Annotated in this window: 22 protein-coding genes; 5 read left to right on the top strand and 17 right to left on the bottom strand. The window is 26.9% G+C overall.

Going from position 1 to position 26,227, the window contains the following annotated elements:
- The 3 genes from gpmI to lgt form a co-directional block, all read right to left on the bottom strand.
- On the bottom strand, positions 1 to 1,647 hold the full coding sequence (gene gpmI, locus ACPKM0_RS11150) for a 2,3-bisphosphoglycerate-independent phosphoglycerate mutase (protein ID WP_472475987.1): 1,647 nt from the start codon (positions 1,645 to 1,647) through the stop codon (positions 1 to 3).
- A gap of 129 nt (positions 1,648 to 1,776) precedes the next feature.
- A complete protein-coding gene (locus tag ACPKM0_RS11145) occupies positions 1,777 to 3,555 on the bottom strand; it encodes an aminopeptidase P family protein (protein ID WP_472475985.1) in 1,779 nt (592 codons plus the stop codon).
- The gene (lgt, locus tag ACPKM0_RS11140; protein WP_472475983.1) at positions 3,542 to 4,513 is read right to left on the bottom strand and encodes a prolipoprotein diacylglyceryl transferase; all 972 of its coding nucleotides are present in this window, start codon (positions 4,511 to 4,513) and stop codon (positions 3,542 to 3,544) included. The genes ACPKM0_RS11145 and lgt overlap by 14 nt, the downstream gene beginning before the upstream one ends.
- A gap of 64 nt (positions 4,514 to 4,577) precedes the next feature.
- Here lgt and ACPKM0_RS11135 point away from each other — a divergent pair, with 64 nt between their 5' ends.
- Positions 4,578 to 5,996 (top strand): S41 family peptidase, encoded by a 1,419-nt coding sequence (locus tag ACPKM0_RS11135; RefSeq protein WP_472475982.1) that lies wholly within the window; start codon positions 4,578 to 4,580, stop codon positions 5,994 to 5,996.
- Entirely contained in the window at positions 5,997 to 6,752 is a 756-nt protein-coding gene (locus ACPKM0_RS11130) for an RsmE family RNA methyltransferase (protein WP_472475980.1), read from the top strand. It begins immediately after the preceding gene.
- 30 nt (positions 6,753 to 6,782) lie between these two features.
- Here the strand turns inward: ACPKM0_RS11130 and ACPKM0_RS11125 are convergent, their stop codons facing one another.
- The 5 genes from ACPKM0_RS11125 to murA form a co-directional block, all read right to left on the bottom strand.
- A complete protein-coding gene (locus ACPKM0_RS11125; protein WP_472475979.1) occupies positions 6,783 to 6,914 on the bottom strand; it encodes a FeoB-associated Cys-rich membrane protein in 132 nt (43 codons plus the stop codon).
- A 9-nt stretch (positions 6,915 to 6,923) separates the two neighbouring features.
- Complete coding sequence (feoB, locus tag ACPKM0_RS11120; RefSeq protein ID WP_472475977.1) at positions 6,924 to 8,960, bottom strand: ferrous iron transport protein B; 2,037 nt, start codon at positions 8,958 to 8,960, stop codon at positions 6,924 to 6,926.
- Positions 8,961 to 8,983: 23 nt separating this feature from the next.
- Complete coding sequence (locus ACPKM0_RS11115; protein WP_472475975.1) at positions 8,984 to 9,211, bottom strand: FeoA family protein; 228 nt, start codon at positions 9,209 to 9,211, stop codon at positions 8,984 to 8,986.
- Between the two features lie 45 nt (positions 9,212 to 9,256).
- The gene (locus ACPKM0_RS11110; RefSeq protein WP_472475973.1) at positions 9,257 to 9,469 is read right to left on the bottom strand and encodes a FeoA family protein; all 213 of its coding nucleotides are present in this window, start codon (positions 9,467 to 9,469) and stop codon (positions 9,257 to 9,259) included.
- 634 nt (positions 9,470 to 10,103) lie between these two features.
- Positions 10,104 to 11,387, bottom strand: coding sequence for a UDP-N-acetylglucosamine 1-carboxyvinyltransferase (gene murA / locus ACPKM0_RS11105; RefSeq protein WP_472475971.1), 1,284 nt, complete (start codon positions 11,385 to 11,387; stop codon positions 10,104 to 10,106).
- Between the two features lie 255 nt (positions 11,388 to 11,642).
- Here murA and metK point away from each other — a divergent pair, with 255 nt between their 5' ends.
- Positions 11,643 to 12,797: a methionine adenosyltransferase gene (gene metK / locus ACPKM0_RS11100; RefSeq protein ID WP_472475969.1), complete on the top strand. Its 1,155-nt coding sequence runs from the start codon at positions 11,643 to 11,645 to the stop codon at positions 12,795 to 12,797.
- 106 nt (positions 12,798 to 12,903) lie between these two features.
- Here metK and ACPKM0_RS11095 read toward each other — a convergent pair whose 3' ends face one another.
- The 9 genes from ACPKM0_RS11095 to dnaA all read right to left on the bottom strand — a co-directional run bounded on the left by ACPKM0_RS11095 (position 12,904) and on the right by dnaA (position 21,281).
- On the bottom strand, positions 12,904 to 13,485 hold the full coding sequence (locus ACPKM0_RS11095; RefSeq protein WP_472475967.1) for a hypothetical protein: 582 nt from the start codon (positions 13,483 to 13,485) through the stop codon (positions 12,904 to 12,906).
- A gap of 144 nt (positions 13,486 to 13,629) precedes the next feature.
- On the bottom strand, positions 13,630 to 14,280 hold the full coding sequence (jag, locus tag ACPKM0_RS11090; protein ID WP_472475965.1) for an RNA-binding cell elongation regulator Jag/EloR: 651 nt from the start codon (positions 14,278 to 14,280) through the stop codon (positions 13,630 to 13,632).
- A gap of 48 nt (positions 14,281 to 14,328) precedes the next feature.
- On the bottom strand, positions 14,329 to 16,179 hold the full coding sequence (gene yidC / locus ACPKM0_RS11085) for a membrane protein insertase YidC (RefSeq protein ID WP_472475963.1): 1,851 nt from the start codon (positions 16,177 to 16,179) through the stop codon (positions 14,329 to 14,331).
- A gap of 54 nt (positions 16,180 to 16,233) precedes the next feature.
- Entirely contained in the window at positions 16,234 to 16,584 is a 351-nt protein-coding gene (gene rnpA, locus ACPKM0_RS11080) for a ribonuclease P protein component (RefSeq protein ID WP_472475961.1), read from the bottom strand.
- Positions 16,565 to 16,732: a 50S ribosomal protein L34 gene (rpmH, locus tag ACPKM0_RS11075; RefSeq protein ID WP_472475959.1), complete on the bottom strand. Its 168-nt coding sequence runs from the start codon at positions 16,730 to 16,732 to the stop codon at positions 16,565 to 16,567. Before rpmH ends, rnpA begins: the two co-directional genes overlap by 20 nt.
- A 104-nt stretch (positions 16,733 to 16,836) precedes the next feature.
- A complete protein-coding gene (locus tag ACPKM0_RS11070) occupies positions 16,837 to 17,145 on the bottom strand; it encodes a DciA family protein (RefSeq protein ID WP_472475957.1) in 309 nt (102 codons plus the stop codon).
- Complete coding sequence (gene recF, locus ACPKM0_RS11065) at positions 17,138 to 18,226, bottom strand: DNA replication/repair protein RecF (RefSeq protein ID WP_472475955.1); 1,089 nt, start codon at positions 18,224 to 18,226, stop codon at positions 17,138 to 17,140. Before recF ends, ACPKM0_RS11070 begins: the two co-directional genes overlap by 8 nt.
- Positions 18,226 to 19,344: a DNA polymerase III subunit beta gene (dnaN, locus tag ACPKM0_RS11060; RefSeq protein WP_472475953.1), complete on the bottom strand. Its 1,119-nt coding sequence runs from the start codon at positions 19,342 to 19,344 to the stop codon at positions 18,226 to 18,228. The genes recF and dnaN overlap by 1 nt, the downstream gene beginning before the upstream one ends.
- Before the next feature lie 518 nt (positions 19,345 to 19,862).
- On the bottom strand, positions 19,863 to 21,281 hold the full coding sequence (dnaA, locus tag ACPKM0_RS11055; RefSeq protein ID WP_472475951.1) for a chromosomal replication initiator protein DnaA: 1,419 nt from the start codon (positions 21,279 to 21,281) through the stop codon (positions 19,863 to 19,865).
- Between the two features lie 334 nt (positions 21,282 to 21,615).
- On the opposite strand from dnaA, the gene gyrB reads away from it, so the two are divergent.
- Positions 21,616 to 23,652, top strand: a complete 2,037-nt coding sequence (gene gyrB, locus ACPKM0_RS11050; protein ID WP_472475949.1) for a DNA topoisomerase (ATP-hydrolyzing) subunit B — start codon at positions 21,616 to 21,618, stop codon at positions 23,650 to 23,652.
- A 12-nt stretch (positions 23,653 to 23,664) separates the two neighbouring features.
- Positions 23,665 to 26,151 carry a DNA topoisomerase (ATP-hydrolyzing) subunit A gene (gene gyrA / locus ACPKM0_RS11045; RefSeq protein WP_472475948.1) on the top strand — a complete coding sequence of 829 codons (2,487 nt, stop codon included), beginning with the start codon at positions 23,665 to 23,667 and terminating at the stop codon, positions 26,149 to 26,151.
- The last annotated feature ends 76 nt before the right edge of the window (positions 26,152 to 26,227 follow it).

Raw genomic sequence — 26,227 nt, 5'->3', positions numbered from 1 at the left:
TTATTTTAATGTAATAATGGACTTATCATAATCTTCAGGAGCATCTAGTCCTAAAAAGTTCATTATAGTTGCAGGAATAGAACTAATACCTAAACCTTCATTTAAATTTTTATCATATTCACCGTTATACGCTGGATCAACAACAATACAAGGAACAGGATTTAATGAGTGTGAAGTTTTAGCTTTTGGAGAACCATTATCTTTAACTTTCACATCACCATTTTTAGCATGTTCAAACATATCATCAGCATTACCATGGTCAGCAGTAATAATCATTACACCACCAGCTGCTTCTACAGCCTTTTTAATTCTACCAATTTGTAAATCCATAGCTTCCATTGAACAAATAACTGCTTCAAAAATACCAGTATGGCCTACCATATCTCCATTAGGGAAATTTAATTTAATAACATCCCATTTATTTGCTTCAACTTCTTTGATAACTCTATCAGCAATTTCTGCACATTTCATCCATGGTCTTTCTTCAAAAGGAACAATATCTGACAATACTTCAACATATTCTTCTAAAGAATCATCAAACTTACCTGTTTTATTACCATTAAAGAAATAAGTTACATGACCAAATTTTTGTGTTTCAGAAATAGAAAATTGTTTAACACCAGTTTTACATAAGTATTCTGCCATAGTTCTATCAATAGATGGAGGAGAAACTAAATATTGAGAAGGAACATGTAAATCACCATCATATTCCATCATACCAGCATATTGTACTTTAGGATGACGTTTTCTATCAAATTCACTTAATTCTTCAGCTTCAAAAGCTTTTGTTATTTCTAAAGCTCTATCTCCTCTAAAGTTAAATAAAATTACGCTATCATCATCTTCAATTGTACCAACAGGAACGTTATCTTTTGCAATTACAAAAGGAGGTAAATCTTGGTCAATCGCACCGGTTTCATTTCTTAAAGTTTCAATTGCTTCATGAGCTGATTCAAATTGTCTTCCTTCACCTAAAACATGTGTTTCCCAACCTTTTTTAACCATATCCCAGTTAGCATTATATCTATCCATAGTAATAACCATACGGCCACCACCTGATGCAATTTTTGCATCAAAATTTTCATCAGATAAATCAGCTAAGAAAGCTTCAAAAGGATCAAAATAATCGAAAGCACTTACTTCACCTACATCACGGCCATCTAATAATGCATGAACTCTTACTTTTGAAACTCCATCTTCTTTAGCTTTTTGTACCATAGATTTTAAAGTATCAACATGTGAATGAACATTACCATCAGATAATAAACCAATAAAATGTAAAGCTGTGTTTTTTTCTTTAGCGTTATTTACTAATTTAACCCAAGTTTCACCTTCAAACATTTTGCCAGAAGCAATTGAATTAGCTACTAATTTAGCACCTTGTGCAAAGACTCTACCACAACCCATTGCATTGTGACCAACTTCACTATTACCCATATCTGCATCAGTAGGTAACCCAACAGCTGTTCCATGAGCTTTTAGTTTTGTCCAAGGATATTGCTTGTATAAAGAATCTAAAACTTCAGTATGTGCTTCTTCAACAGCATCACCTGTTTTATATTTTCCAAAACCAACACCGTCCATAATTACAAGAACGACTGGTCCTTTACGTTTAATTTTACCATTAGATTTTAAGGCTTCAACCATATTTAAAGTCTCCTTATTTTATTTATTGATAATAATTTATTCATTTTATTATGTCTAGATTATAGAATATTTATACTTTAGTAAAGCTATCATATTATTGTAGTTAATTTTTTTTATAGAATATAATTATTATTTTATTTGTAAAGGTTGTGTTGCTCTAATTAAGTACTCAAGAGCACTATCATCAACAAAATCTTTTAGCTCTTCATATACCCAAGAATGATAAGAGTTAACATAATTAATTTCTTTTTCATCTAAAAGAGAAATATCAATTAATTTTCTTTCATAAGGACATAGCGTTAATATTTCAAAGTGTAGAAATTGTCCAAACTCTGTTTCAATATCATTTTGAACAGCTACAAGATTTTCTATTCTAATTCCATATCTACCTTCTTTATATAAGCCTGGTTCATCACTAATAACCATTCCTTTTTGAAGTTGATATTCATTATAAACTGTTGAAATTCTCTGAGGTCCTTCATGAACATTCAACCTATGACCTACACCATGACCGGTACCATGAAAATAAGTTAATCCATAATTCCATAAAAATTGTCTAGCTAGTACATCTAATTGACTTCCGGTTGTTCCTTTTGGGAAAGTTTGGAGAGCTAATGCAATATGTCCCTTTAATACTAATGTATAATCTCTGATTTCGTCTTCAGTAGCTTCACCAAATAATAAGGTTCTAGTAACATCAGTTGTTCCACTTTGATAAGTTCCGCCACTATCTAATACTAATAAACCATTACAGTCTATTTTTTTAGAACTATCTTCACTTACACTATAATGACATAATGCTCCATTTTCTTTAAAAGCTGAAATTGTATTAAAGGATAAATTTAAACATTCTTTATTTCTTCGTCTTTGTTTTTCTAGTTCATTAGAAAGTGCAATTTCACTATATTTTCCATCTTTAAAATCAAGACTTGCTAAGAAATTTACAAGAGCTACACCATCTAATAAATGAGCTCTTCTCATTCCTTCAAGTTCTGTTTCATTTTTACAAGCTTTAAGTCTAGTTGTAACTTCAAGTTCATTAATCACATTTAAATTTAATTCAGATATATCATCTTCTAATAAAGTATTAACTCTCTTTTCATTTAATAATATAGTTTTATCTTTTTCTATTATTTCTTTTAATTTACTTACTAATTCTTCATAAGGATATACTTCTAAATCTTTTGTAACATTTTCAAAAATTTCTGTACTAAAACGTTTTAAACTTGTAAATAAATAAGCCTTTTCCTTTGATACTAAAAGATAAGAAATAAAAACAGGATTATAATCAATATCACTACCCCTTAAGTTTAAGGTCCAAGCAATATCATCTAAAGATGAAATAAAAGCATAATCCGCTTTAGTTTCATTTAAATATATTCTAATCATATTTAACTTTTGAGCACGAGAAAAACCTGTTAATTCAACACTTAATTCATCCACTTTATTTTCTGGAATAAAATCTCTATCAGTCCAAAATTCATCTAATAAATCTTCAGTTGTAACTATTTCAACATTAGTACACTCTTTTTGATATTCTTTTTTTTCTTCTATCATAAGTGTATCTTTAGAAAAACCAATTCTACTGCCTTTTTCAAAGTTTTCTTTTATAAAAACTTTAGGTGTTGGTGTATTATTAATTTCTTGCTTCATAACAATGAATTCAGTACCTTCTGTTTGTTGATCCGCTTGAATAAAATATCTTGAATCTACCCATAAATATGCTTTATCTTTTGTTACTAATACACTTCCTGCACTTCCACTGAATCCAGAAATAAATTCTCTTGTTTTCCATCTATTACATACATATTCACTATTGTGAGGATCTGTACCATTTATATAATATGCATCTAACTTTTCTCTTAACATAATTTCTCTAAGTTTTATTAACTTATCATTTACGTCCATTTTTAGCCTCCAAAGCTTTATTCTTTCTTGATTTTAGTATTTGAGATAAAACAATACCTGAAAAAATCATAAACAAGCAAAAAATTTGCCCCATACTAATATTCAGCATTGTTTGAAATAATGCTGGATTATTTGCTTTATCATTTAATTGAATAATAAAACCTAAATTAGAATCAGGTTCTCTAAAATATTCAATAAAAAATCTAATTACTCCATATCCAATTAAATACCAAGACAAACAATATCCATTATATTTTTTTAATCTTCTTTTTCTAATAACTAACCACATAAATAAAAATAATACTATTCCTTCAAATAATGCTTCATATAATTGTGAAGGATGCCTAGGTAAATTTATAAAATCACCTGCAATATATTCAATATTTAATTTATCTGCAATATTTCTTACCCATTCATAATTAGTTGAAAACCTCTCAGCATATGGAAATAAAACAGCTATTTTACTAGCACTTACTCTTCCCCATAATTCACCATTGATAAAATTACCTAATCTGCCAAATGTGTAGCCTAAAGGTATACCAATAGTTAAAACATCTGCTAATTCTAAAAAATTTCTTTTATATTTCTTTGCAAAGATTAATCCACCAACAATTGCACCTACTAGACCTCCATGATAACTCATACCAGGAAGACCAATAAATGATCCATTTCTAAACGGCCAAAAAATTAACCATGGATGAGTCCAATAATAAGAAGTTCCATTATATATTAATACTGAGAATAATCTTGCACCTAAAAGAAGTCCAATTATACAAAACATAAAGAAAGATTGAGAATCTTCTGCATTTATTTCTATCTCATTATTTCTTGCTTGATATCTAAAGATAACGTATGCTGTTAAAAAAGCAAATACATACATCAAACCATACCATCTAATAGGTAGGTTTGGAAAAATTTCTGCACTAATCCAAGAAGGAAAATTTATAAACAAATTCATATTTCAAAGTTTACTTGTGTATTTAGGGGTGGTCAACACCTAAAGTTGCATGTATTATATTAATATGAATAAGTTTATTAAAATTTTTTGCGTTTTTAGTTTATCAACTGGACTTCTATTTGCTAATGGAAGCTCAGACAATAATGAACAATCCTCTGTTGCATTATCTCCTAATACTCAAACTATCCAGGAGAATGTTAATAACATAGCATATTTATATCAAGTTATTGATGCATTATCCATTAATGAAATAGATAATGATAAAGCTTTAGGAGGTATGGCAAGTGGATTACTTGATTCTTTAGGTGATGAATATTCTTTTTACGTAGGAGAAGAAGATTCAGAAGAATATGAAGAACAATCAACTGGACTTTATTCTGGAATTGGGACTTATTTAACTAAAAAAAATCCTCAAGTTATTGATGAAAAGGAAGATACCAATCCAAATGATTATTATATAAAAATATCTTCACCTTTCCCAGGCGGACCAGCAGATAGAGCAGGTTTAAAAGCAAATGACTATATAACTCATATAGATGGAGAACCTGTAGATAAATTAAGTGCAACCGAAGCTTCTTTACAATTAAGAGGAGAAGTTGGAACTAAAGTTGTTGTAACAATTTTAAGAGGTTCTATATCTTTTGATATTACTTTAACTAGAGCTACTGTTGAAACTCCTTCAACAACAAAAGCAATTATTGAAAACCATATAGGATATATTCAAATATATCAATTTTCTGCAATTACAGCAGAACAATTTGAAACAGATTTAAGAGCTTTATTAGTTGAAGATAATATAGATAGTCTAATTATTGATTTAAGAAATAATAGAGGTGGAGTAGTCGATGCTGCCTTAAATATTGCTGATTTATTCTTATCTGAAGATACTATATTAATAACAAAACAAAAAGAGACATTATCTAATAATACACAAATAACTAAAGCTAATAAGAATACTTTAGTAACAGATGATTTTGAGATAGTTGTTCTAGTTAATGGAGGAACAGCATCCTCTTCTGAAATTCTAACTGGTGCTTTAAAAGATAATGATAGAGCTTTAATCATTGGATCTAAAACCTTTGGGAAAGGAATAATGCAACAAACATTCCCATTTGGAAAAGGCTTTGTTCAATTTACAGTAGCTAAATATTTGACTCCAAACAGTATAGATATTCATGAAATTGGAATTGAACCTGATATTGAAATTAAAGAAGAAATATTTGAAGATGAAGAAATTCCTTTATTTGAAGAATTAATGGAATCAAACAAAGTTATTGAATTTGTTGATAATAATCCAATTTATTCTTATGATAATTTAGAAAAATTTGCTGATGAAATAAATAATGAAAATCTAAATAGAAATGCACTAAAAGTTCTTGTTAGAAATGAATATCTATCTAGAATGGATTTTGATGATAGACCAATATATGATTTATATTTAGATGATGCATTAAGAGAAGCTGTAAAACAACTGGAGAATTAAATGAGACAATACGTTTTACCAAAATATTTTCATGGAGAGGAGATATTAAAGTTAAACAAAGAAGACAGCCTCTATTTCATAAAAGTTTTAAGATTAAAAATTAACGATAAAATCTTTGCTAGAGATTTAGATGGTAATCCATATCAAATCTCTATCAAAGAAGTTAATAAAAACACCTGTATATGTAATGTTAAAAAATTAAATGAAGGTGATTCTTTTATATCAACCGACGCTTTGCCTAAAGAAAAAAAAGAATATCCTAAAATTCACCTTTTTCAATGTGTTTGTAAAGGTAAAAAAAATGAAACTATAATTAGAATGGCAACAGAATTAGGTGTTTCTTCTATATCTTTAGTTCAAAGTCAATATTGCATTGCTAAAAAAGATAAATCAAACACCCAAAGATATGAAAAGATAATAAAAGAAGCAATTCAACAATCAGGCTCTTCTATAATTACAAAATTTAATAATATATTATCATTTAATGATTTTATAAATTCTTTATCTTTTCCACTTTTTTTCTTTCATCAACAAGATATAGATAATAGGTCATTAAAAGATAAATTAAAAAATTTAAAAACAGATTCTGAACTGGGTATATTAATTGGTCCAGAAGGTGGATTAAGTGATCAAGAATGTAAAATATTAATAGAAAAAGGATGTATTCCAGTTACATTAAAAACTAATATATTAAGAGCTGAAACTGCATCTATTGTAGCTCTTAGTTCAATTCATACATTATTAATGGAGCGATAAAAAAACCCACTATAAAAGTGGGTTCTAGTATTATAAATTGCAACCATTACATCCGTTACAATTTCCGTTGCAATCTTTTTTGTTTTTTGTATCTTTTACAAACTTTACTATTCCTACAACAACTATAGCTATTGCAGCTATCGCAATAATCCAGTTAATCATAATTTTCTCCTAGAATCCTAATAGAAGACCAAGAATTCTAACAATTCCTGCAACTATATAAGCTGTTAACATTTGTACGCCAACACCACCCATTGTTTTCTTCCAAGTTTTCAATTCTCTATGCATAGAACCAACAGCAGCAAGACAAGGCATACATAATAAATTAAACAATATATAAGCTAAGCCACCACTCTTTGTTGGAATATCTCTTTTTAATGAAGGTAATGCATTACTGTCTTTTCCTTCTAATAATAATTCTTCATATATTTCATGAGCTATTTCATTATCATAAAGACCATCGTCAAATCCTAATTCTGATAATTCATTTTCACTTAAATTATCAACATTAAAATACTCTTTTAAATATTCATCAGTAATATCATCTGAATATACTTGAGCAAATGTTGTAACTACATTTTCTTTTGCTATCCAACCAGTTACAATACCAACTGTAGGTCTCCATCCATAAAATCCTAAAGGATTAAAAATAGGACTTACAAATTCACCAACAGAAGCAATAAATGAATCATCCATTTCACACATAACACTATTATTTTCATTATTAGCTTTATTAACACCATTAAATGAATTTATATTAAAGTTTGTTAAAAACCAAACTATAATTGTTGATGCTAAGATTATAGTTGCAGCTTTTTTAATAAAACCTTTAAGTTTTTCATAAGAACGATGTACAACAGAAACTAAGGTTGGAATTCTATATTGTGGTAATTCCATTAAGAAATTAGAAGTAGCACCTTTATACCATACTTTATTCAAAATAAGTGAAACAATAATTGCTACAACCATTACAATTAAATATAGTAAGAAAGTAATATTTGCAGTTTTCGATGAATCAAATAATATTGAAACAAATAAAGCAATAATTGGAAGTTTTGCTCCACAAGGCATAAATGGTGTAATAATAGTTGTAATATGTCTATCTTTTTCTTCATCTAAAGCTCTTGTTGCAGTAATAGCTGGAACACTACATCCAAAACCCATTAATAATGGAATAAATGATTTACCAGAAAGACCAAAACGTCTAAAAATTCTATCAAGAACGAAGGCTACTCTAGCCATATATCCGCTATCTTCAAGAATACTTAAAAATAAATAAAGAACTAACACTAAAGGCATAAAACCTAAAATAGCACCAATACCACCCATTATTCCATTAATAACTAAGCCTTGTGCCCATGGAGATGCATTTACTAAGCCTAAAGCTAATAAATCAGTTAAGAAACTCCATAAAGTATCAACCCAACCTGCTAAAATAACCCCTAAACCAGGAATTCCTAAGTTAAATAAATTACTACCAATACTTATTTGGAATAATAAATACATAATAATTGCAAAAATTGGTAATCCTAAAATTCTATTTGTTAAAATATTATCTAATTTACTACTTTTAGTTTCTGTATGATCTATTGTTTTATTTTTTTTATAAGCTTTTTTTACTACATTAGTGATTTTTTCATATCTAACATTTGCAATACCTTCATCATCTAAAGTTTTAATTTTATCATATAAAGGTAAATTTTTAGGCTTTATATCTTTATCAATTGTTTCTTTAACAGCGTGAAATAGTTCTTTAATTCCATGATTATTTCTCGCAGAAATTTTAACAACTTTTACACCAAATTCTTTTTCTATATAGGCTGCATCAATAGATTCACCACGTTCTTCTAGTTCATCACTCATATTTAAAGCAATAACAGTTGGAACACCTGTCTCTAAAATTTGTAAAGTTAAATAAAGGTTTCTTTCAAGATTTGGAGATTCAACAATATCTATAACACAATCTGGTTTTTCTTTTACAATATAATCTCTTGCAATTTTTTCTTCTGCACTATATGGAGAAAGAGAATAAGTACCAGGTAAATCTAGAATATTAAATTCATTATGCTTTTTCCAAAGCCCTTCTTTTTTATCAACAGTAACACCAGGCCAATTTCCTACATGTTGTTTTGATCCTGTTAATATATTAAATAGCGTAGTCTTCCCACAATTAGGATTACCCGCTAATGCTAATGTATATTTACTCATTAATTAATCCTTATTAGTAACAACTACCCAACAAAATCTATTTCAATAACACTTGCTTCAGATTTTCGTAAACTTAAATTATAGCCTCTTAATCGAATTTCTAAAGGATCTCCTAAAGGGGCTACCTTAACAAGTTGAATTTCAATTCCAGTTGTAATTCCCATATCTAATAAGCGATGTCTTAATACACCCTCAGTGCCAAAAGATAATACTTTACCTTTTTGACCAGGCTTTAAATCACATAAAGTCATAAAATTTTCCTCACTAATTAACTAAAATATAATATAAGTAACTAATTAAGCTACTTGAATCAAATGAGCTAATCCTTTGTTTAATGCTAATCTTGTACCTTTAATCTCTAAAACCAACCCCATTGAATTTAGATTTACAATCTTAACAGAATTCCCAGGAACAAATCCCATTGATAATAAGCGATCCTTTAATTCAGAAGAAGCACTAATAGAAATAATTTCTTTTGACTCTCCTTGAGATAACATTGATAACGGCATACATTCTCCTTCGTTAGATGCAACTAACTTAGTTCGTAATATATGTTAGCCTCGTATAATAAAAATGTCAATATATAAATATACTTTTATTTATACTTTTATTTCATTATATAAGAAGAAATTAATATTTTAATTTATCTAAATAAACAAAACCATTTTAAAATTTAAATTTATCTTATTATTATTCTTTTAAATTTATTTTAATCTAAAATAAAACAAATATTTATTTATATAATAAAGATTTATATAATAGTTAATTTATTTTTAATTAGTAAAATAATATTATTTACATATACCCTAATTTTACATATATTTTATTATTTATATGAGATTAACAAATATTCTTTTTTTTATACACTATTTTGTGGATAAGTAATTTTAGTTTTTATATTTATATACAATAAGTATTATATAACTATTATTATGATTTAATAATTTTTGATTTAAATCAAATTACATATATTTATAACTAATTTATTATCTTATAAGTAATTAAATTAGTTTCTATTTATTAATAATATATTTACTATATGAAGAAAAGATGTTAAGTATTTAATTAACTTAACATATGTGACACATTGTGGATAACTTGTGGATAACTTTATACAAATAGTTAATTTAACTTCAAAATAGGTTAAACTTTTTTTATTATATCAACTCCAATATTACCTAACTTTTGCTCTAAATTTTCATATCCTCGTTCAATTTGATATATATTTTGTATTTCACTTATACCATTACAACAAGCTGCAGCAATAACTAAAGCCATTCCTGCTCTAACATCAGGACTTGAAACTATAGCTGGTTTTAATGAAGTAGGACCATTTACAATCACTCTATGAGGATCACATAAAATAATATCTGCACCCATTCTAATTAACCAATCAATAAAAAACATTCTTGATTCAAACATTTTTTCATGTAATAAAATAGTACCTTTCATTTGTGTTGCACAAACGCTCAAAATTGACAACAAATCAGCCGGAAAACCTGGCCAAGGAGCGTCATCGACCTTATTAGTTAGACCACTTAAACTTTTTTTTATAATATTTTGTTGCATTTTAGGAACATATATCGACCCTTTTTCTTTTTTACTAAATTCAATTCCAATTTTATTAAAACCTAAAGCTAAGCTATTATATATATTATCATCTACACCCTTAATAAGTAATGATCCTTTTGTTGCTCCTGCTAATCCAATTAAAGAACCAACTTCCATATAGTCACAGCTTATTTTATATTCACATCCTTTTAATTTTTTAGCTCCAACTATTTTTATTAAATTTGATCCAATTCCTTCTATTTTACAGCCCATTATGACTAACATTTTACATAAATCTTGAACATGAGGTTCACAGGCAGCATTTTCAATAATGCTTTCATTAGTATTTAAAGCACAAGCCATTAACATGTTTTCAGTAGCAGTAACAGAAGCTTCATCTAAAAAAATATGATTACTTTTTAATTTTTTACATTCTACAGATAAATTTCCATCACTATTTATATATGATTCACAACCTATATAAGAAAAACCTTTAAAATGAGTATCTATTCTTCTTAATCCAATAACATCTCCACCAGGTGGAGGTAATATAACTTTATTCAATGTTGCTAGTAATGGTCCCATAAATAAAATAGAACCTCTTACTAAACCTATTTGATTTTTATCAAATAAACCTTTTCTATTACCACTTTTTATTCTTAATATATTATTTTCTATTTTATTAACACTTGAACCTAAACTTTTAAGTAAATTACACATTACTTGTACATCTTTTATATCAGGAACATTTTTTAATATTATTTCCTCATCAGTTAATAAAGTTGCGGCTAATAGAGGCAATGCAGCATTTTTATTACCACTTGCTGTTATTTCACCTTTTACAGGATTTCCTCCATTAATAATATATGAACTCATTTTTATCTCCAAAACTATTATATCAAGTATATCATAAATATTTTAGGATTTTTTATTTTTTTACCCAAATTGTTAGGTTTGTCCCTTTACCAAAAATTAAAATATAAATATTCTTACATTTGACGTCGATTTGATAGCTCCCAGCTTGCGGACGTATAAAACTGCTAAAGAGGGAACAAAAATATATTATTTATTCATGATAAATTTTTGCTTTCTCCTTCCCAGTAAATTAATTAAAATAAGGAAGGTCATTTTATGATTTCTAATTTAAATAATCACATTTTTACATCGGAAAGTGTAAGTGAAGGTCACCCAGATAAAGTTTGTGACCAAATAAGTGATGCTATTTTAGATGCTTGTCTAAAAGAGGATCCATATTCAAGAGTAGCTTGTGAAACTTTAGCAACAACTAATACTGTAATTGTAGCTGGAGAAATAACAACTAAAGCTAAAGTAGATTACGATTCTATTATTAGAGATGTAATTAAAGAAATTGGTTATACTGATAATGATTGTGGTTTTTGCTATGATAGTGTAAAGATTACTAATTTAATTCACTCTCAAAGCCCTGATATATCTATGGGTGTATCACAAGAAACAGGTTTGTTTAATGAACAAGGGGCAGGGGACCAAGGTATGATGTTTGGTTTTGCAACTAATGAAACTAAAGAATATTTACCTTTATCTGTTGTATATTCTCATAAATTATTAAAAAAGGCTGCTGAACTTCGTAAATCTAACACAGTTAAGTTTTTACGTCCTGACGCAAAAAGCCAAGTATCAGTTGAATATGATGCAGAAAACAAACCTATTAGAATAACTACTGTAGTTATGAGTCATCAACATACTGATGAAGTTACAAGAGAAGACTTAGAAACTTTTTTAATTAATGAAGTAATTAAACCAACATTAGAACCAACAAAATTATTAGATGAAAATACAAAATATTTTATTAACCCAACAGGACGTTTTGTAATTGGAGGTCCCGATGGTGATACAGGATTAACAGGTAGAAAAATAATTGTCGATACATATGGTGGTATGGGTAGACATGGAGGTGGAGCTTTCTCAGGAAAAGATCCATCAAAAGTTGATAGATCGGCTGCTTATATGGCAAGATATATTGCAAAAAATTTAGTTGCAAACAATCTTTGTAAAAAATGTGAAGTTGAATTAGCTTATGCTATTGGTGTTTCTCAACCAATTTCTATTTATGTAAATACTTTTAATACAAGTAAATATAGCATAAAAGAATTAGAAGATATTGTTAGATCAAATTTTGATTTAACACCAAAAGGTATTATTGATACTTTAGATTTATTAAAACCTATTTATAAAAATAATGTAAATTACGGTCATTTTGGAAATAAAGATGTATCTTGGGAAAAAATTATTAAATTAAATTTCTAACAAAAATTCGTAAATATATTTAAATTATACTCAATCATAAAGAAGGTTATTTTCTTAATAACCTTCTTTTATCTTATCTTTATTAACTTTATTTTTTTTTATTTTATTAATCTATAACAGAATATTCTATATCAATATCAGAGGTATAAATACCAGAAGGTAAAGTTGAATTTCCCCTCCATGCTAATACAAAAGAAACATCTATTATATTTTCATCTAAATTATGAACACCTCTAGGTATATTTAAAGAAACATTATAAGGTATATTACCTTCTGGAATATTATCATCATTAACTAAAGGATTTATTGCATTAACAAATAACTCTGTATCATAATTTTGTTCAGGAGTACCAATAGCACCTATAAATTTTCTGCCTTCTATTATAACTTCTAATGAGTTTTCTTCTAACTGATTTCCTATAATAACTATTCTAAATTCTTTAGTCCTACCTGGCTTTGAAATATCAAATTTCTGATTATTATTATCTAAAATAGTTAAGTCATTAAATAATAATTCTTCATCATAATATACTACTGCAACATAATTTTCAGTTGAAACTTCCCCTAAAACATTAAAAATAAATCTTTCGCTATCATTAATTAATATTTCAGAAGCACTAAATAAAGAAAATATATTAAATAAAAGGAAAATAACTAATAATATAATTTTTTTATACTTTTCTTTCAAAAATTTGTCTCCTAATATACATAATCGAATAAACAACAACTAACTAACACTCCTATAATTTATTACAAATTATATTAGCTGTCAATAAATCAAAAAAAGGGTAGCTTATACTACCCTTTTATGTATTAGTAAAAAATAATAAATTTACTTTATTGGAATAATTCTAATTTGTTTATATAAAGAATCACCTTCGCTTTTTGTTTCAATTCCATCAAAATCATTTAATGCAGTATGAATTAATCTTCTTTCAAAAGGATTCATAGGTTCTAATAACTTACTTCTTCCACTTTTTTTAACTTGTTCTGCAGATTTATACGCCATTCTAATAAATCTTTCTTCATGTCTTAATCTATAGTTTTCACTATCGATAATAACTTTTTGATCTTGATCTAATCTACCTACAAAAACATTAGTTAATAATTGGATTGAATCTAAATTTTTACCTTTTCTACCAATAATAATTGAAGAATTTTCACTTTCAATATTTAAACCAAGTTTTCTTTCTTGTCTAAAATTGACACTTACTTTTGCTTCGTATCCCATTTTATTAATTAAGGTTGTAACAAAAGTTATTACTTTTTCTTCAAATTCACTGTTAATTGGAGCTTCATTAAAATTAGTTTTTTCTTCATTACCATCATTATAATAAATTTTTATTCTAACGTTTTTCTTAAAAAAACTTTTTCTTTTTGGAGGGAGAATTTCTACATCAAAATCCTCCCTTTCAATTTGAAGCTCTTCCACAGCTTTAGCAATAGCTTCTTGTTCACTACGCCCTTCAAATTCTCGAGTCATATATTTCTCCGTTGCAGAAAAGAAATTAATCCTCCTGCTCAATAATTTTTACTTTTTTTTGCCCTTTTTATTTTTAGAAAAAGCTACATTAGTTTTATTCTTTTTAACCTTATTGTTATTATAAAGTTGTTGTAAAATACTAATTGCATTCATTACTGACCAATACAATAATAATCCAGAAGGAGCATTATACAATACAAAGAAGAACATAATTGGCATACCATAAGTCATCATTTTCATCATTGATGCTGATTGACCAGCTGCTGCACTTTGACCTGATTGAGTAATCTTCATTGAGAAAATCATACTAACTGTATATAAAATTGGTAATAAGTGAATTTGATTGCCTAGGAAAGGAATAGCAAATTTTAATGTAAATATTGTTTCAGGTTGTGAAAGGTCTGTTATCCAACCTGGAATAAACATTGCTCCTCTCAATTCAAAGTGTTTATTTAATAATCCATAGAAAGCAATAAGGATAGGGAATTGTATTAACATTGGTAAACATCCACTAATTGGATTTACACCTTCTTTTCTATACAATTCAGACATTTCTTTATTTAATTTTTCAGGATTATTTTCATATTTTTTCTTCAATTCTTCCATTTGAGGACTTAAAGAACTCATTTTTGCAGAACTTTGCATACTCTTTTTAGTTAATGGATTAATTAATATTTTTAATATAATAGTTAATAAAATAATATCTATACCATAATTAGGTATGATTTTATTTAACATGCTTAATGCCCATTTTAGAATATTTTCTAACCAACCTAACCAAGATGATGCATCAACAGCTTCATCCAAATTTAAGCCAGATAAGCCAAAAGCATTATCATTAGAATTATTATATATAGATAAAGTATCAGATAATTCTGGACCACAATAGAATCTAAATGTATCAGTATTATAAGCACTCTTTATTACAGGTCTTGTATAATACATTCCATTAGTTTGTGCTAAACCATCAACATTTTCTTCTTGAGTTAATGTTATATCATATTTAGTAGCATCTGGAATTGCAATTACAGCAAAATATTTTCCAGCTAATGCTGTCCACGTTACATAGTCTTCAATTACTTTTTCACCATCTACACTAATAGTTTTCTTTTTAGAATCACCATCATATTTTGTATAGAATTTTCTATATGAATAATTGTTATTACTCATTGTTTCAAATGAAGGACCTAATTGAGGTTCAAATGCTAAAGTATATGCATTATTTTCAAAATTTAAAGGAATTGCTTTATTCACACTATTTTCAATAGTTATATTTACCTCAAATAAATATTCATTTTCATTAAATGTATATGTTTTAATTATTGAAAAAGTATCACCAGCTTCTGAATTATCATCTAATAAAGCAAATGATTGTGAGAATACAATATCATTACCTTGAATAGAATAATTAAAATTAGAATCTATAGGATTAGTTCTATTATCACCTGCATACATTAAGAAAGCATTTTTATCAGAATCTCCTTTGAATAATAATTCAACAGGATTTCCTTCTGTATCTAAGTGGTCAACTAATTTTATAGATGAAACTGAAGCACCTTTAGTATCAAAAGTAATATTTAAAACACCATTATTATAAATAAATTCTTTTTCTGTATTTTCATCTAAAGCAACAAAAGATCCAGGTTTTCCAGAATTCCATGCATCATTTTCATTTACATAATTATAATTTGTACTTGTTGTAGTTAATGAAGTTTCTTTTGAAGACGAAGTGTTATTAGATAAAACACTCTCATTATTTTCACTTGTTGTTATTTCTTCTTGTGCAACTATTTCTTCTGTAGGTACAATTTCTGGAGTAAAGAAGGTTGTTTGAATAAACATACCTAATGTTACAACGACAATTGTTAGAAACATTGCCAATACTGTTCTTTTATCCATATCTACTCCTATAGATAACGTATAATGTTATATACAGGAATTGGAATAAGGAATTTATTTTTTTAAATAAATTCCTTGTTCGTCACAAATATCTAGAATTGATTTCTCTAGTGTTTTGCTATCGAAAACCTTTCCTGGATATACCAAAAAAATAAAATCATTGCCAGAAATAAAATTTTCTTTCTCTTTTCGCCAAATTTCTTTTATCCTACGACGGATACTATTTCTTTGTACGGCGTTTCCATAATGTTTTATAGGAATTACAATAATCCTATTGCGATTCAAATTATTAGGAGCTAAAATTAATTTTAAACCACGCCTAGAAGTGGATTTACCAATTTTAAAAGCATTATCTATTTCTGACTTTTTTTTTAATATCTCTAGTTTAGAAAGGCTTTTTCTCATCACAAACAGACAATTTATGTCTACCTTTAGCTCTTCTACGTGCTAACACTTTTCTACCACCTGTAGTAGCCATGCGTGCACGGAATCCAAACTTTCTGTTTCTTTTTACCCTACTAGGTTGATAAGTTCTTTTTCCTTTATAACTCATGATTATCTCCAATTCATCGCTTACGCGGATATTTCATAAAATAATTTGGGCATAGACCCTTCGAGTTGCAAAGTATATATATCATAACAATATCCGTCAAGTGCTTACCTACAAATAATATGTATTGTTTTAATATTACTTGAAGGAATTACCTTTTTTATATTTTTTAGTATAATATTTTTACTCATATTTGCTCTTTGTACCCAAGCTGGATGATCTGCAACTAGAATAAGTTTATCATTATTTATTTCTTTTATTTTCAAATGGTGTTTAAATTTATTAGATATTATATCATCCCATTTATCATATATTTCTGACTTTTTGGGACGTTCTTTTTTTAAAACAGTATTTAAATAAATATCTATTAAATTTTTTGTTGATATAGCATTGTCTTTACAAATTCTATCATCCATTTTTAATAAAAACTCCTTTATCAACATTATATACAAAACTATTGTCTAAATCAATTTTATTAAAATATTTTTCTTGTGGTAAAAAAGTAAAAAAACCTTGACTATAATCATCAAATAAAGATAAAAATTTATTTCTTTTTTCATGATCTAATTCTAAAAGAACATCATCTACTAAAATAATTGGTTCTTTATTTGTTTTTAAATTAAAATATTTACACTGTGTTGCTCTTAAAACTAAAGAAGCTAATCTTTGTTGGCCTGTTGAACCTATTGATGATAATTCTCCAAATTGTGTATTTATAGTAAATTTATCTCTATGTATACCAAAATTAGACAAAGAATATTTTATATCTCTTTCTCTATTATCTTTTAAATGTTGTAAAATGTCCTCTTGTGAATTACATTCTTTCCAAGAAGACTTATATTCAATTTTAACATCTCTTAAATCTGATACACTACTATATAAGTTAGGAAATAAATTATTCATTTCATTAACAGTTTTTAATCTAGATTCTTTAATTAAAAAACCATACTTTGCTAAATTTGAATCATATATATCTAACAAATCATATTGGTTGTTTTTTAGTATTGTGTTTCTTTGTTTTAATATTTTATTATAATATCTTAAATCATCAAAAAAAACAGGATCATACATACTCATTGTTTGATTAAAGTATTTTCTTCTAGACTCTGGAGATCCTGTAATAAAAGCAATATCATCATGAGAAAAGACAATACAAGGTATGTTATAAATTAATTGTTTTCTATCATGTATAGTTTTTCCATCAATTTTTATTTCTCTTTTTTTGTTTTTAATTTTTATAGATATTTCTCTTTTTTCATTATTGTCTGTTAAAAAATGAGAAGTAATATTCAAAGAAGGAGAAGAATAGTTAAGTAATTCTTTTATATTTGAAGTTCTAAAAGAATTACCATAACAAATAAAATATAAAGCTTCTAAAAGATTAGTTTTTCCTTGACCATTTGAGCCAATTAAAATAATTTGCTTTTTGTTTAAATCTAAAGGTTTATTAATTTGTAAATTTCTAAAATTATTACCTACAATATCTATTATTTTCATTATTTTGGTTGTATAGGCATTACTATGTGTAAATAACTTTTTTCATTTGATTCAGGTAATAGTTTAAGTGTTTTATTTGGACCATCGAAATTAATAGAAAAATAATCAACATCCATATTTTTTAATGGATCTAAAAAGAAATTATAATTAACAGCAATTTTTATTTCTTCACCATTATAATCACAATCTAAATCTTCAGAAGCTTGACCTTGTTCAGTTATATCACTTGTTAAGGTTAGTTTATTTTGTGAAATATTTAAAAAAATTCTATTACTTTTATCTAATACAAATAGTTTAACTCTATTAATTGCATCAATAGTATCTTTTAAATTTAAAAGACATTTATATTTTTGTTCTTGAGGAATAATTCTATTATAAACAGGAAATCCAACTTCGATTAAAGAAGAATATAGAAATGTTTCATCAGATAATCTTATAGATATTAAATTTTTTTCTAATGCAATTTCTATTTCTCCTGTTTCTTCAATTATTTTAGAAATAATTGAAATAAATTTAGTTGGAATAGTTACAGAAGGAAAATTTGGAACATTATCTTCGCATCTAGATTTTATAAAAGAAAGACGTTTACCATCTGTTGCAACCATGGCAATTCCACCTTCTATTTTTTGGAAAAATTGACCACATAAATAATGACGAGATTCATCTTTAGAAGCAGCAAATTGTGTTTGTTTTATCATGTCTAAAAAAGAAAGAGCATTGATTTTAAAAAAGTCTTTATTATCAGGAGTTTCTAAATTAGGAAATTCTTCAATACTGTTAGTCTTTAATTCAAAATTAAAATGTTTTTTAGAATCTTTTGGACTAATATTTAATACATCATTTTCAGTCTCTAATATTATATTTTCTATATTAGAAAAAGCTTTTAATATATCTCCGAGTTTTGTACAAGAAACAATAGCTTCTCCTTCTTCTATTGTTATTACAGGAAGATATGAAATATATCCCATATTATTATCTGTAGCTTTAATAATTAATTGATCTTGTGTTGTTTTTAAATAAACATTAGATGTAATAGAAATAGAACTTTTTGCATTCTTAAAATCATTAGCATTAAATATTTTTTTTGCAAAGGTCTCTTTATCGCACATAAATTTCATAAATTGAATCTCCTATTTTATATTATTATATATATATTTTGTTAATAATAATAGTAATAAGGCTTGTGGAAATGTGGAAAACTAGCTTATTTCCTTTTCTATAAAAAAGTTAATTACAAGTTATCTTGTGGAAAACCTTGTGTATAAAATTACTCTTATAAACAAGTTATGCACAAGCATAATATTAAGCCTTAAGTTATTAACATTTTATACACATAATATTAACAGTTTTTCAACAAGTTATCCACAGTTTTTTTATTAGTTATTAACAAGATATCAACAGGGAAAAATTAAGTTTCCACAAGTTATTAACAAGTTATCCACAGTTTATCAACAGGTTTTCCACAAGATATGCACAAATCATTAAAAGTATTAGTAATTAATAATTCTAGATATCTTATATTTTATATAATAATAAATTTAGTTTTTTGCTTTAAAAAAAGGATATATTTATAAACTTTTTTAATTTATAAATATATCCTTATATCTTAATAATAAATAATAATTCAGATTGTTTTTTATAAGTATGAAAGAAGTGATTTTCTTATTGATTCAATATTCTTTTTTACTTCTTGAGAAGTTGAATTAAGTGTTTCAATTTTTTCTATTGCATGCATTATTGTTGTATGATCTTTTCCAAAATCATAACCAATTTCAGTTGTTGAATAATCTGTTAATTCTCTTGATAAATATATTGCAATTTGTCTAGCATTTACTATTTTTTTATTTCTCTTTTTTCCTTTAATTTCAAAGGAAGTTAATTCAAAATATTCGGCAGTTGCTCTTATTATTTTATCAACAGAAAGGTTCTTTAAATTTGCTTGTTCACTTAATATAGTTGGACCAATTAATTCTTTAGTTTTATCTAAAGTGAGTTTAGTATTTGTAAAAGAATTAAATGCTGATAATTTAGTAAAAGCTGCTTCTAAATCTCTAACATTAGTATTAATATTTTGGCATAAATAATCTATAATTTCATTATTTAAAATATTATTTTTTTCTTCGTTTTTTACTCTTAAAATTTTAACTTTAGTTTCATATTCAGGTGGTCTTAAATCAACATTAATACCTCTTGAAAAACGACTTTTCAATCGATCTGTCATAGATTTTAATTCGTTAATAGGTCTATCACAAGTGAAAACCATTTGTCTTCTTGTTTCATATAAGTCGTTAAAGGTGTGGAAAAGTTCTTCCTGTATTCCTTGTTTTCTTTGCAAGAAATGAACATCATCTATTAAAAGAACATCAACTTTTCTATATTTATTTTTGAATTGATTAATTTTAGTATTACTTTCAAGAGAGTTAATAAATTCATTAGTAAATTTTTCTGCAGTAACATAAATTACTTTTAATCTATTGTTATTATTTATTATATAATTGCCAATTGATTGAAGAAGGTGAGTTTTTCCAAGACCAACACCTCCATATATTAAACAAGGGTTATAAGCAATACCTGGTTCTTTTGCTATTGCACAAGAAACATTGTAAGCTAAGCTTGTGTTGTCCCCCATAATAAAAGAATCAAAAGTATATCTTTCATTTAAATTACTTTCTTCTTTTCTTTGTTTATTTTTTCTATCAGTAAAAGTATTCTTTTTTTCAGTTAGTAAAGTTGAGATATTATGATTCTCTTTTTTTTCTACTTTATTAATTATTATTTCTTTTTCTTTTATAGTGTTTTCATTTTTTTTATCATTTACAAAAAAGACGATTTCTAAATTTTCATCACTATAATCTTTTAAAAAATTATTTAAAACTTTTGAATATTGACTAATATAAAAACCTTTTCTAAATTCTGAAACAGCATCAATATATAGTTTATTATCTTTTGCAAAAACAAAAGACATTTTGCTGTTTTTTGCAGAACTGTTTATTTTTATTAATTCTTCTAAAATTTTATTCCATAAATCAGAATAATAGTCTTGAGTATAGGTCATAAAAATATATTACTCTTTCTTAAAAAGGCTTGCAAGCGTAATTTATAAAAAGATTTTTTATCTTATTTTTATATTAATATTTTAAGGTTATTTTTTTGGGTTATTTATATTTTATAAAAGAATTTAATAATTAATTCAAAACATAGAATTACTTGTAACTTAGTTTTGATTTTGATATAATAAACTAGATTAAAGGTATTTTATTTTTATAATAAAATCTTCTTCTATTAATTAGTTTAATAGTAAAAGAAAAAACCTAAAATATGTGCGATATTATTAATATTACTTTTCTATTTTTATATATTAATTTTCTTAGCACAAACAAGGAATTATCATGATAGAAGATATTAAAAAAGAAGAATCTGTATCATCAACAGAATCCTTAAGTGAGGATTTAACTGTAGATCAAAATAATAATTACAGTGCTGGAAATATTCAAGTTTTAAAAGGATTAGAAGCTGTTAGAAAAAGACCTGGTATGTATATTGGTTCTACTGGCATTGATGGTTTACATCACTTAGTATATGAAGTTGTCGATAATAGCATTGATGAAGCTATGGCTGGCTTTTGTAATGAAATAAAAGTATATTTAGATTTAGATAATGAAAACAGAGAAATTTGTATTGTTGAGGATAATGGTAGAGGTATTCCTGTCGATATGCACCCTACTGAAAACAAGAGTTCTTTAGAAGTTGTTTTAACTCAATTACATGCAGGTGGTAAGTTTGATAAAAATTCTTATAAAGTTTCTGGTGGTTTGCACGGTGTAGGTGTTTCTTGTGTAAATGCTTTATCAGATTACTTAGAAGTAAATGTTTATAGAAATAATGATGTATTTAAACAAGTATATAATAAAGGTATTCCTCAAATGGAAGTTTCCATGGTTGGTAATACTCAAAAAACAGGTACAACTATAATTTTTACTCCTGACTTTTCAATTATGGAGAGAAATAGTTTTAGCTATGAAACTCTTTCAATGCGTTTTAGAGAGCTTGCATATTTAAATAAAGGTATTTCTATTGAAATAACAGATAATAGAGATAAACAAAATGTTAAAAATGAAAAATTCCATGCAGAAGGTGGTCTTTCACAATTTGTTTCTTATTTAAATGAGTATAAAAAAGTTTTACATGAAATACCTATTGATATTGAAGGTGAAAAAGAAAATATAAGAGTTGAAATAGCCTTACAATATAACGATAAATATGATCAAAAAATTATTACCTTTGTAAATAATATTAATACTAGAGAAGGTGGAACTCATTTATCTGGATTTAGAAGTGGTTTATCAAGAACTATTAATAATCAATTACAAAAAAATGCAAAATTATTAAAGAAATTTAGTGATAAATTAGATTCTTCAGACATTGTTGAAGGATTAACTGCTATTATTTCAGTTAAAATGCCTGAGCCACAGTTTGAAGGTCAAACAAAGATGAAATTAGGGAACTCTGCTGTATCTGGGTTAGTTCAATCTTTAGTTTATGAAAAATTAGGAAATTATTTTGATGAATTCCCTAGTGTTGCTGAAGGTATTTTAATAAAAATTATTAGTGCGGCTCAAGGTAGAATTGCAGCAAGAAAAGCAAGAGAACAAATTAGAAAGAAAAGTGATGGTGGTGGTCTTCCTGGAAAATTAGCTGTTTGTTCAGAAAAAGACCCTGCTAAATGTGAAGTATATATAGTTGAAGGAGACTCTGCTGGTGGTTCTGCAAAACAAGGTAGAGATAGATCTTTCCAAGCTATTTTACCATTATGGGGTAAAATGCTTAATGTTGAAAAAGCACAAGAATATAAAGTAATAGGAAACGATAAACTTCAACCAATTATACAGACTCTTGGTGCTGGAATTACTAGATATAATAATATGAATAGTGAGAACGACGAAGATAATACTACTTTTGATATTGAAAAAGTAAGATATCATAAAGTAATTATTATGGCTGATGCTGATGTTGATGGCTCTCACATTAGAACTTTATTATTAACTTTCTTTTATAGGTATATGCAACCATTAATTGAAGCTGGGTATGTATATTTTGCCATGCCACCTTTATATAAAATAACTATAAATAAAAAAGTGTTTTATGCTTATGATGAAGAAGCAAGAGTTAAAATTCTTGAAGATAACAATATTACAGATTCTTCAAAAGGTGTTGCTATTCAAAGATATAAAGGTTTGGGTGAAATGAATCCGGATCAACTATGGGAAACAACAATGAATCCTGAAACTAGAATGATTAGCAGAATTCAGTTAAAAGATGCGGAAGAAGCAGATAGAGTATTTTCAATGCTTATGGGTGAAGAAGTTGCTCCTAGAAGAGAATTTATTGATGCAAATGCAAAATATGTATCTAATTTAGATGTATAAAAGGATATCTTTATGGATGATGATCAAATTATAGAAAAAAATGAAAGAATAATAGATGTTGATGTTTCAAAAGAAATGAAATTATCATATCTAAACTATGCTATGTCTGTTATTGTATCTCGTGCTCTTCCTGATGTAAGAGATGGGTTAAAACCGGTACATAGACGTATATTATATGATATGTATGATATGGGATTAAGATCTAGCGGTAGTTATAAAAAATGTGCAAGAATTGTTGGTGATGTTTTAGGTAAATATCATCCACATGGTGATGGCTCTGTTTATGATGCACTTGTAAGATTAGCTCAAGATTTTTCACTTCGCTATCCTGTTGTTGCACCTCAAGGTAACTTTGGTTCTATCGATGGAGACCCTGCAGCTGCTATGAGATATACTGAGTCTAAAATGAGTAAAATTGGGGAGGAAATGCTTACAGATATTAATAAAAATACTGTAGATTTCGGACCTAACTATGATGATTCAATGACAGAACCTACTGTTTTACCTGCAGCTTTCCCTTTTTTATTAGCTAATGGTTCAAGTGGTATTGCTGTTGGTATGGCTACTAATATGGCACCTCATAATATTTTAGAAATATGTGATGCTATTGAAGCTGTAATTAATGATCCTGATATAACTATTGATGAATTAATGAGAAATCATATAAAAGGACCAGATTTTCCAACTGCTGCTAATATTTGTGGTTTAAAAGGAATTAGAGATGCTTTTACTACAGGACGTGGTAAAATAGTAGTTAGAGCTTCTTATGAAATAGAAACCCCTGATAGAGGACACGATCAAATTGTTTTTTCTGAAATTCCTTATCAAGTAAATAAAGCTGAATTAGTAAAGAAAATAGATGCATTAAGAAAAGATAATATAATTGCAGGTATTGCAGCAGTTAAAGATGAATCTGATAGAAATGGTATTAGAATAGTAGTCGAGTTAAAAAATGGTGCTCCTGCTATTGTTGTACTAAATTTATTATTTGCAAAAACAGCACTTCAATCTAATTTTAATGTAAATAATTTAGCATTAGTAAATGGTAGACCACAGCTTTTAAATTTAAAACAAATGCTTGTTTATTATATAAAACATAGAGAAGAAGTTGTTACAAGAAGAACTCAATTTGACTTAAAGAAAGCACAAGAAAGAGCACATATATTAAAAGGACTAAAAATTGGTTTAGATAATATTGATGAAGTAATTAGTATTATAAAAAGTAGTGCTAATAATACTATTGCTTGTGAGAGATTAGTTGAAAACTTTGAACTTGATGATATTCAAGCTCAAGCTATTATTGATATGAAACTTGGTAGACTTTCTCAATTAGAAGCAGGTAAAATTTTAGATGAATTAGCTGAACTTGAAAGAAAAATTGCTTATTACCAAGAGTTATTATCTGATACTAATAAAATATTAGATGTAGTTAAACAAGAGACTCAAGAATTAGCTGCTCGAACTGGTTCTAAAGATAGGAGACTTACTAAAATTCATCCTGAAGAATTAGGACAAAGTAGTTTAGAAGACTTTATCAAAGAAGAAGAAGTTGTTGTTTTAATAAGTAACAAAGGTTTTGCTAAGAGAATTCCTGTTGAAGAATATAAAGCTCAAGGTAGAGCAGGTAAAGGTTCTAGAACAACAAAATTACAAGATGAAGATTTTGTTGAGCATATGTTTGTGGCTTCTACTCATGAATATGTAATGTATGTTACTGATGCAGGAAAAGCATATTATACTAAAGTCTTCCAAATTCCAGAAGCTTCTAAAGCTGCAAAAGGTTCAAGTATTAAAAATCTGTTACAACTAAATACAGATGAAAAGATTACAACTATCTTTAATTTTAAAGAATTTGAAGAAGATAAATATTTAATGGTTGCTACTAAATTTGGTGTAGTTAAACGCTGTAGATTGGATTTATTTAAAAATGCTAGAGCGAAAGGTGTTATAGCAATCATTTTAGATGAAGGCGATACTTTATTACATTGCGAGTTTGTACAAGATGAAGATGATGTAATGCTAGTGACTCAAAATGGTTTAGCTTTAAGAATGAATGCAACTGATGTTAGATCTATGGGTAGAGCAACGCATGGGGTAAGAGGTATTAAACTAAAACCTAATGATAGTGTTGCTGGATTACTAAAAGTTGATTCTGAGAAAAGAGTCTTAATGGTTACTGATAAAGGAAAAGGTAAACAAGTTTCTTATGATCAATTCATGAATCACCATAGAGGAACTCAAGGTCAGAAAATATTTAGATTATCAATAGAAGAAAGTATGATTGTAAATGCTGTATCTGTAAATGAAGAAAACGATGTAGTTTGTGTTACTAGACTTGGACAAACTATAAGAATTCATGTAAAGGATATTTCTATACAAGGAAGAAATGCTAGTGGTGTTTGTGTTGTTAAAATGAAGAGCGATGATGATAACATTGTAGCTTTAGCTTCTACAAACATTGATGAAGATGAAGAGTCTGAAAAAACTTGTGAAGAATGAAAATATAATAGTAATTAAATAAAGGTAATGTTATTACCAATAAAAATCACCTATTAAGCACAATAGGTGATTTTTT

Source organism: Pleomorphochaeta sp. (genome assembly GCF_050031695.1).
Classification (GTDB): domain Bacteria; phylum Spirochaetota; class Spirochaetia; order Sphaerochaetales; family Sphaerochaetaceae; genus Pleomorphochaeta.
The sequence above is the reverse complement of the archived record's forward strand: the minus strand, read 5'-3'. Positions and strand labels throughout refer to the sequence as shown.

Excerpts from the sequence above, each read along its gene's own strand:
- gpmI (WP_472475987.1), bottom strand. The coding sequence starts at position 1,647 with ATGGTTGAAGCCTTAAAATCTAATGGTAAAATTAAACGTAAAGGACCA.
- ACPKM0_RS11145 (WP_472475985.1), bottom strand. The coding sequence starts at position 3,555 with ATGGACGTAAATGATAAGTTAATAAAACTTAGAGAAATTATGTTAAGA.
- lgt (WP_472475983.1), bottom strand. The coding sequence starts at position 4,513 with ATGAATTTGTTTATAAATTTTCCTTCTTGGATTAGTGCAGAAATTTTT.
- ACPKM0_RS11135 (WP_472475982.1), top strand. The coding sequence starts at position 4,578 with ATGAATAAGTTTATTAAAATTTTTTGCGTTTTTAGTTTATCAACTGGA.
- ACPKM0_RS11130 (WP_472475980.1), top strand. The coding sequence starts at position 5,997 with ATGAGACAATACGTTTTACCAAAATATTTTCATGGAGAGGAGATATTA.
- ACPKM0_RS11125 (WP_472475979.1), bottom strand. The coding sequence starts at position 6,914 with ATGATTAACTGGATTATTGCGATAGCTGCAATAGCTATAGTTGTTGTA.
- feoB (WP_472475977.1), bottom strand. The coding sequence starts at position 8,960 with ATGAGTAAATATACATTAGCATTAGCGGGTAATCCTAATTGTGGGAAG.
- ACPKM0_RS11115 (WP_472475975.1), bottom strand. The coding sequence starts at position 9,211 with ATGACTTTATGTGATTTAAAGCCTGGTCAAAAAGGTAAAGTATTATCT.
- ACPKM0_RS11110 (WP_472475973.1), bottom strand. The coding sequence starts at position 9,469 with ATGCCGTTATCAATGTTATCTCAAGGAGAGTCAAAAGAAATTATTTCT.
- murA (WP_472475971.1), bottom strand. The coding sequence starts at position 11,387 with ATGAGTTCATATATTATTAATGGAGGAAATCCTGTAAAAGGTGAAATA.
- metK (WP_472475969.1), top strand. The coding sequence starts at position 11,643 with ATGATTTCTAATTTAAATAATCACATTTTTACATCGGAAAGTGTAAGT.
- jag (WP_472475965.1), bottom strand. The coding sequence starts at position 14,280 with ATGACTCGAGAATTTGAAGGGCGTAGTGAACAAGAAGCTATTGCTAAA.
- yidC (WP_472475963.1), bottom strand. The coding sequence starts at position 16,179 with ATGGATAAAAGAACAGTATTGGCAATGTTTCTAACAATTGTCGTTGTA.
- rnpA (WP_472475961.1), bottom strand. The coding sequence starts at position 16,584 with ATGAGAAAAAGCCTTTCTAAACTAGAGATATTAAAAAAAAAGTCAGAA.
- rpmH (WP_472475959.1), bottom strand. The coding sequence starts at position 16,732 with ATGAGTTATAAAGGAAAAAGAACTTATCAACCTAGTAGGGTAAAAAGA.
- ACPKM0_RS11070 (WP_472475957.1), bottom strand. The coding sequence starts at position 17,145 with ATGGATGATAGAATTTGTAAAGACAATGCTATATCAACAAAAAATTTA.
- recF (WP_472475955.1), bottom strand. The coding sequence starts at position 18,226 with ATGAAAATAATAGATATTGTAGGTAATAATTTTAGAAATTTACAAATT.
- dnaN (WP_472475953.1), bottom strand. The coding sequence starts at position 19,344 with ATGAAATTTATGTGCGATAAAGAGACCTTTGCAAAAAAAATATTTAAT.
- dnaA (WP_472475951.1), bottom strand. The coding sequence starts at position 21,281 with ATGACCTATACTCAAGACTATTATTCTGATTTATGGAATAAAATTTTA.
- gyrB (WP_472475949.1), top strand. The coding sequence starts at position 21,616 with ATGATAGAAGATATTAAAAAAGAAGAATCTGTATCATCAACAGAATCC.
- gyrA (WP_472475948.1), top strand. The coding sequence starts at position 23,665 with ATGGATGATGATCAAATTATAGAAAAAAATGAAAGAATAATAGATGTT.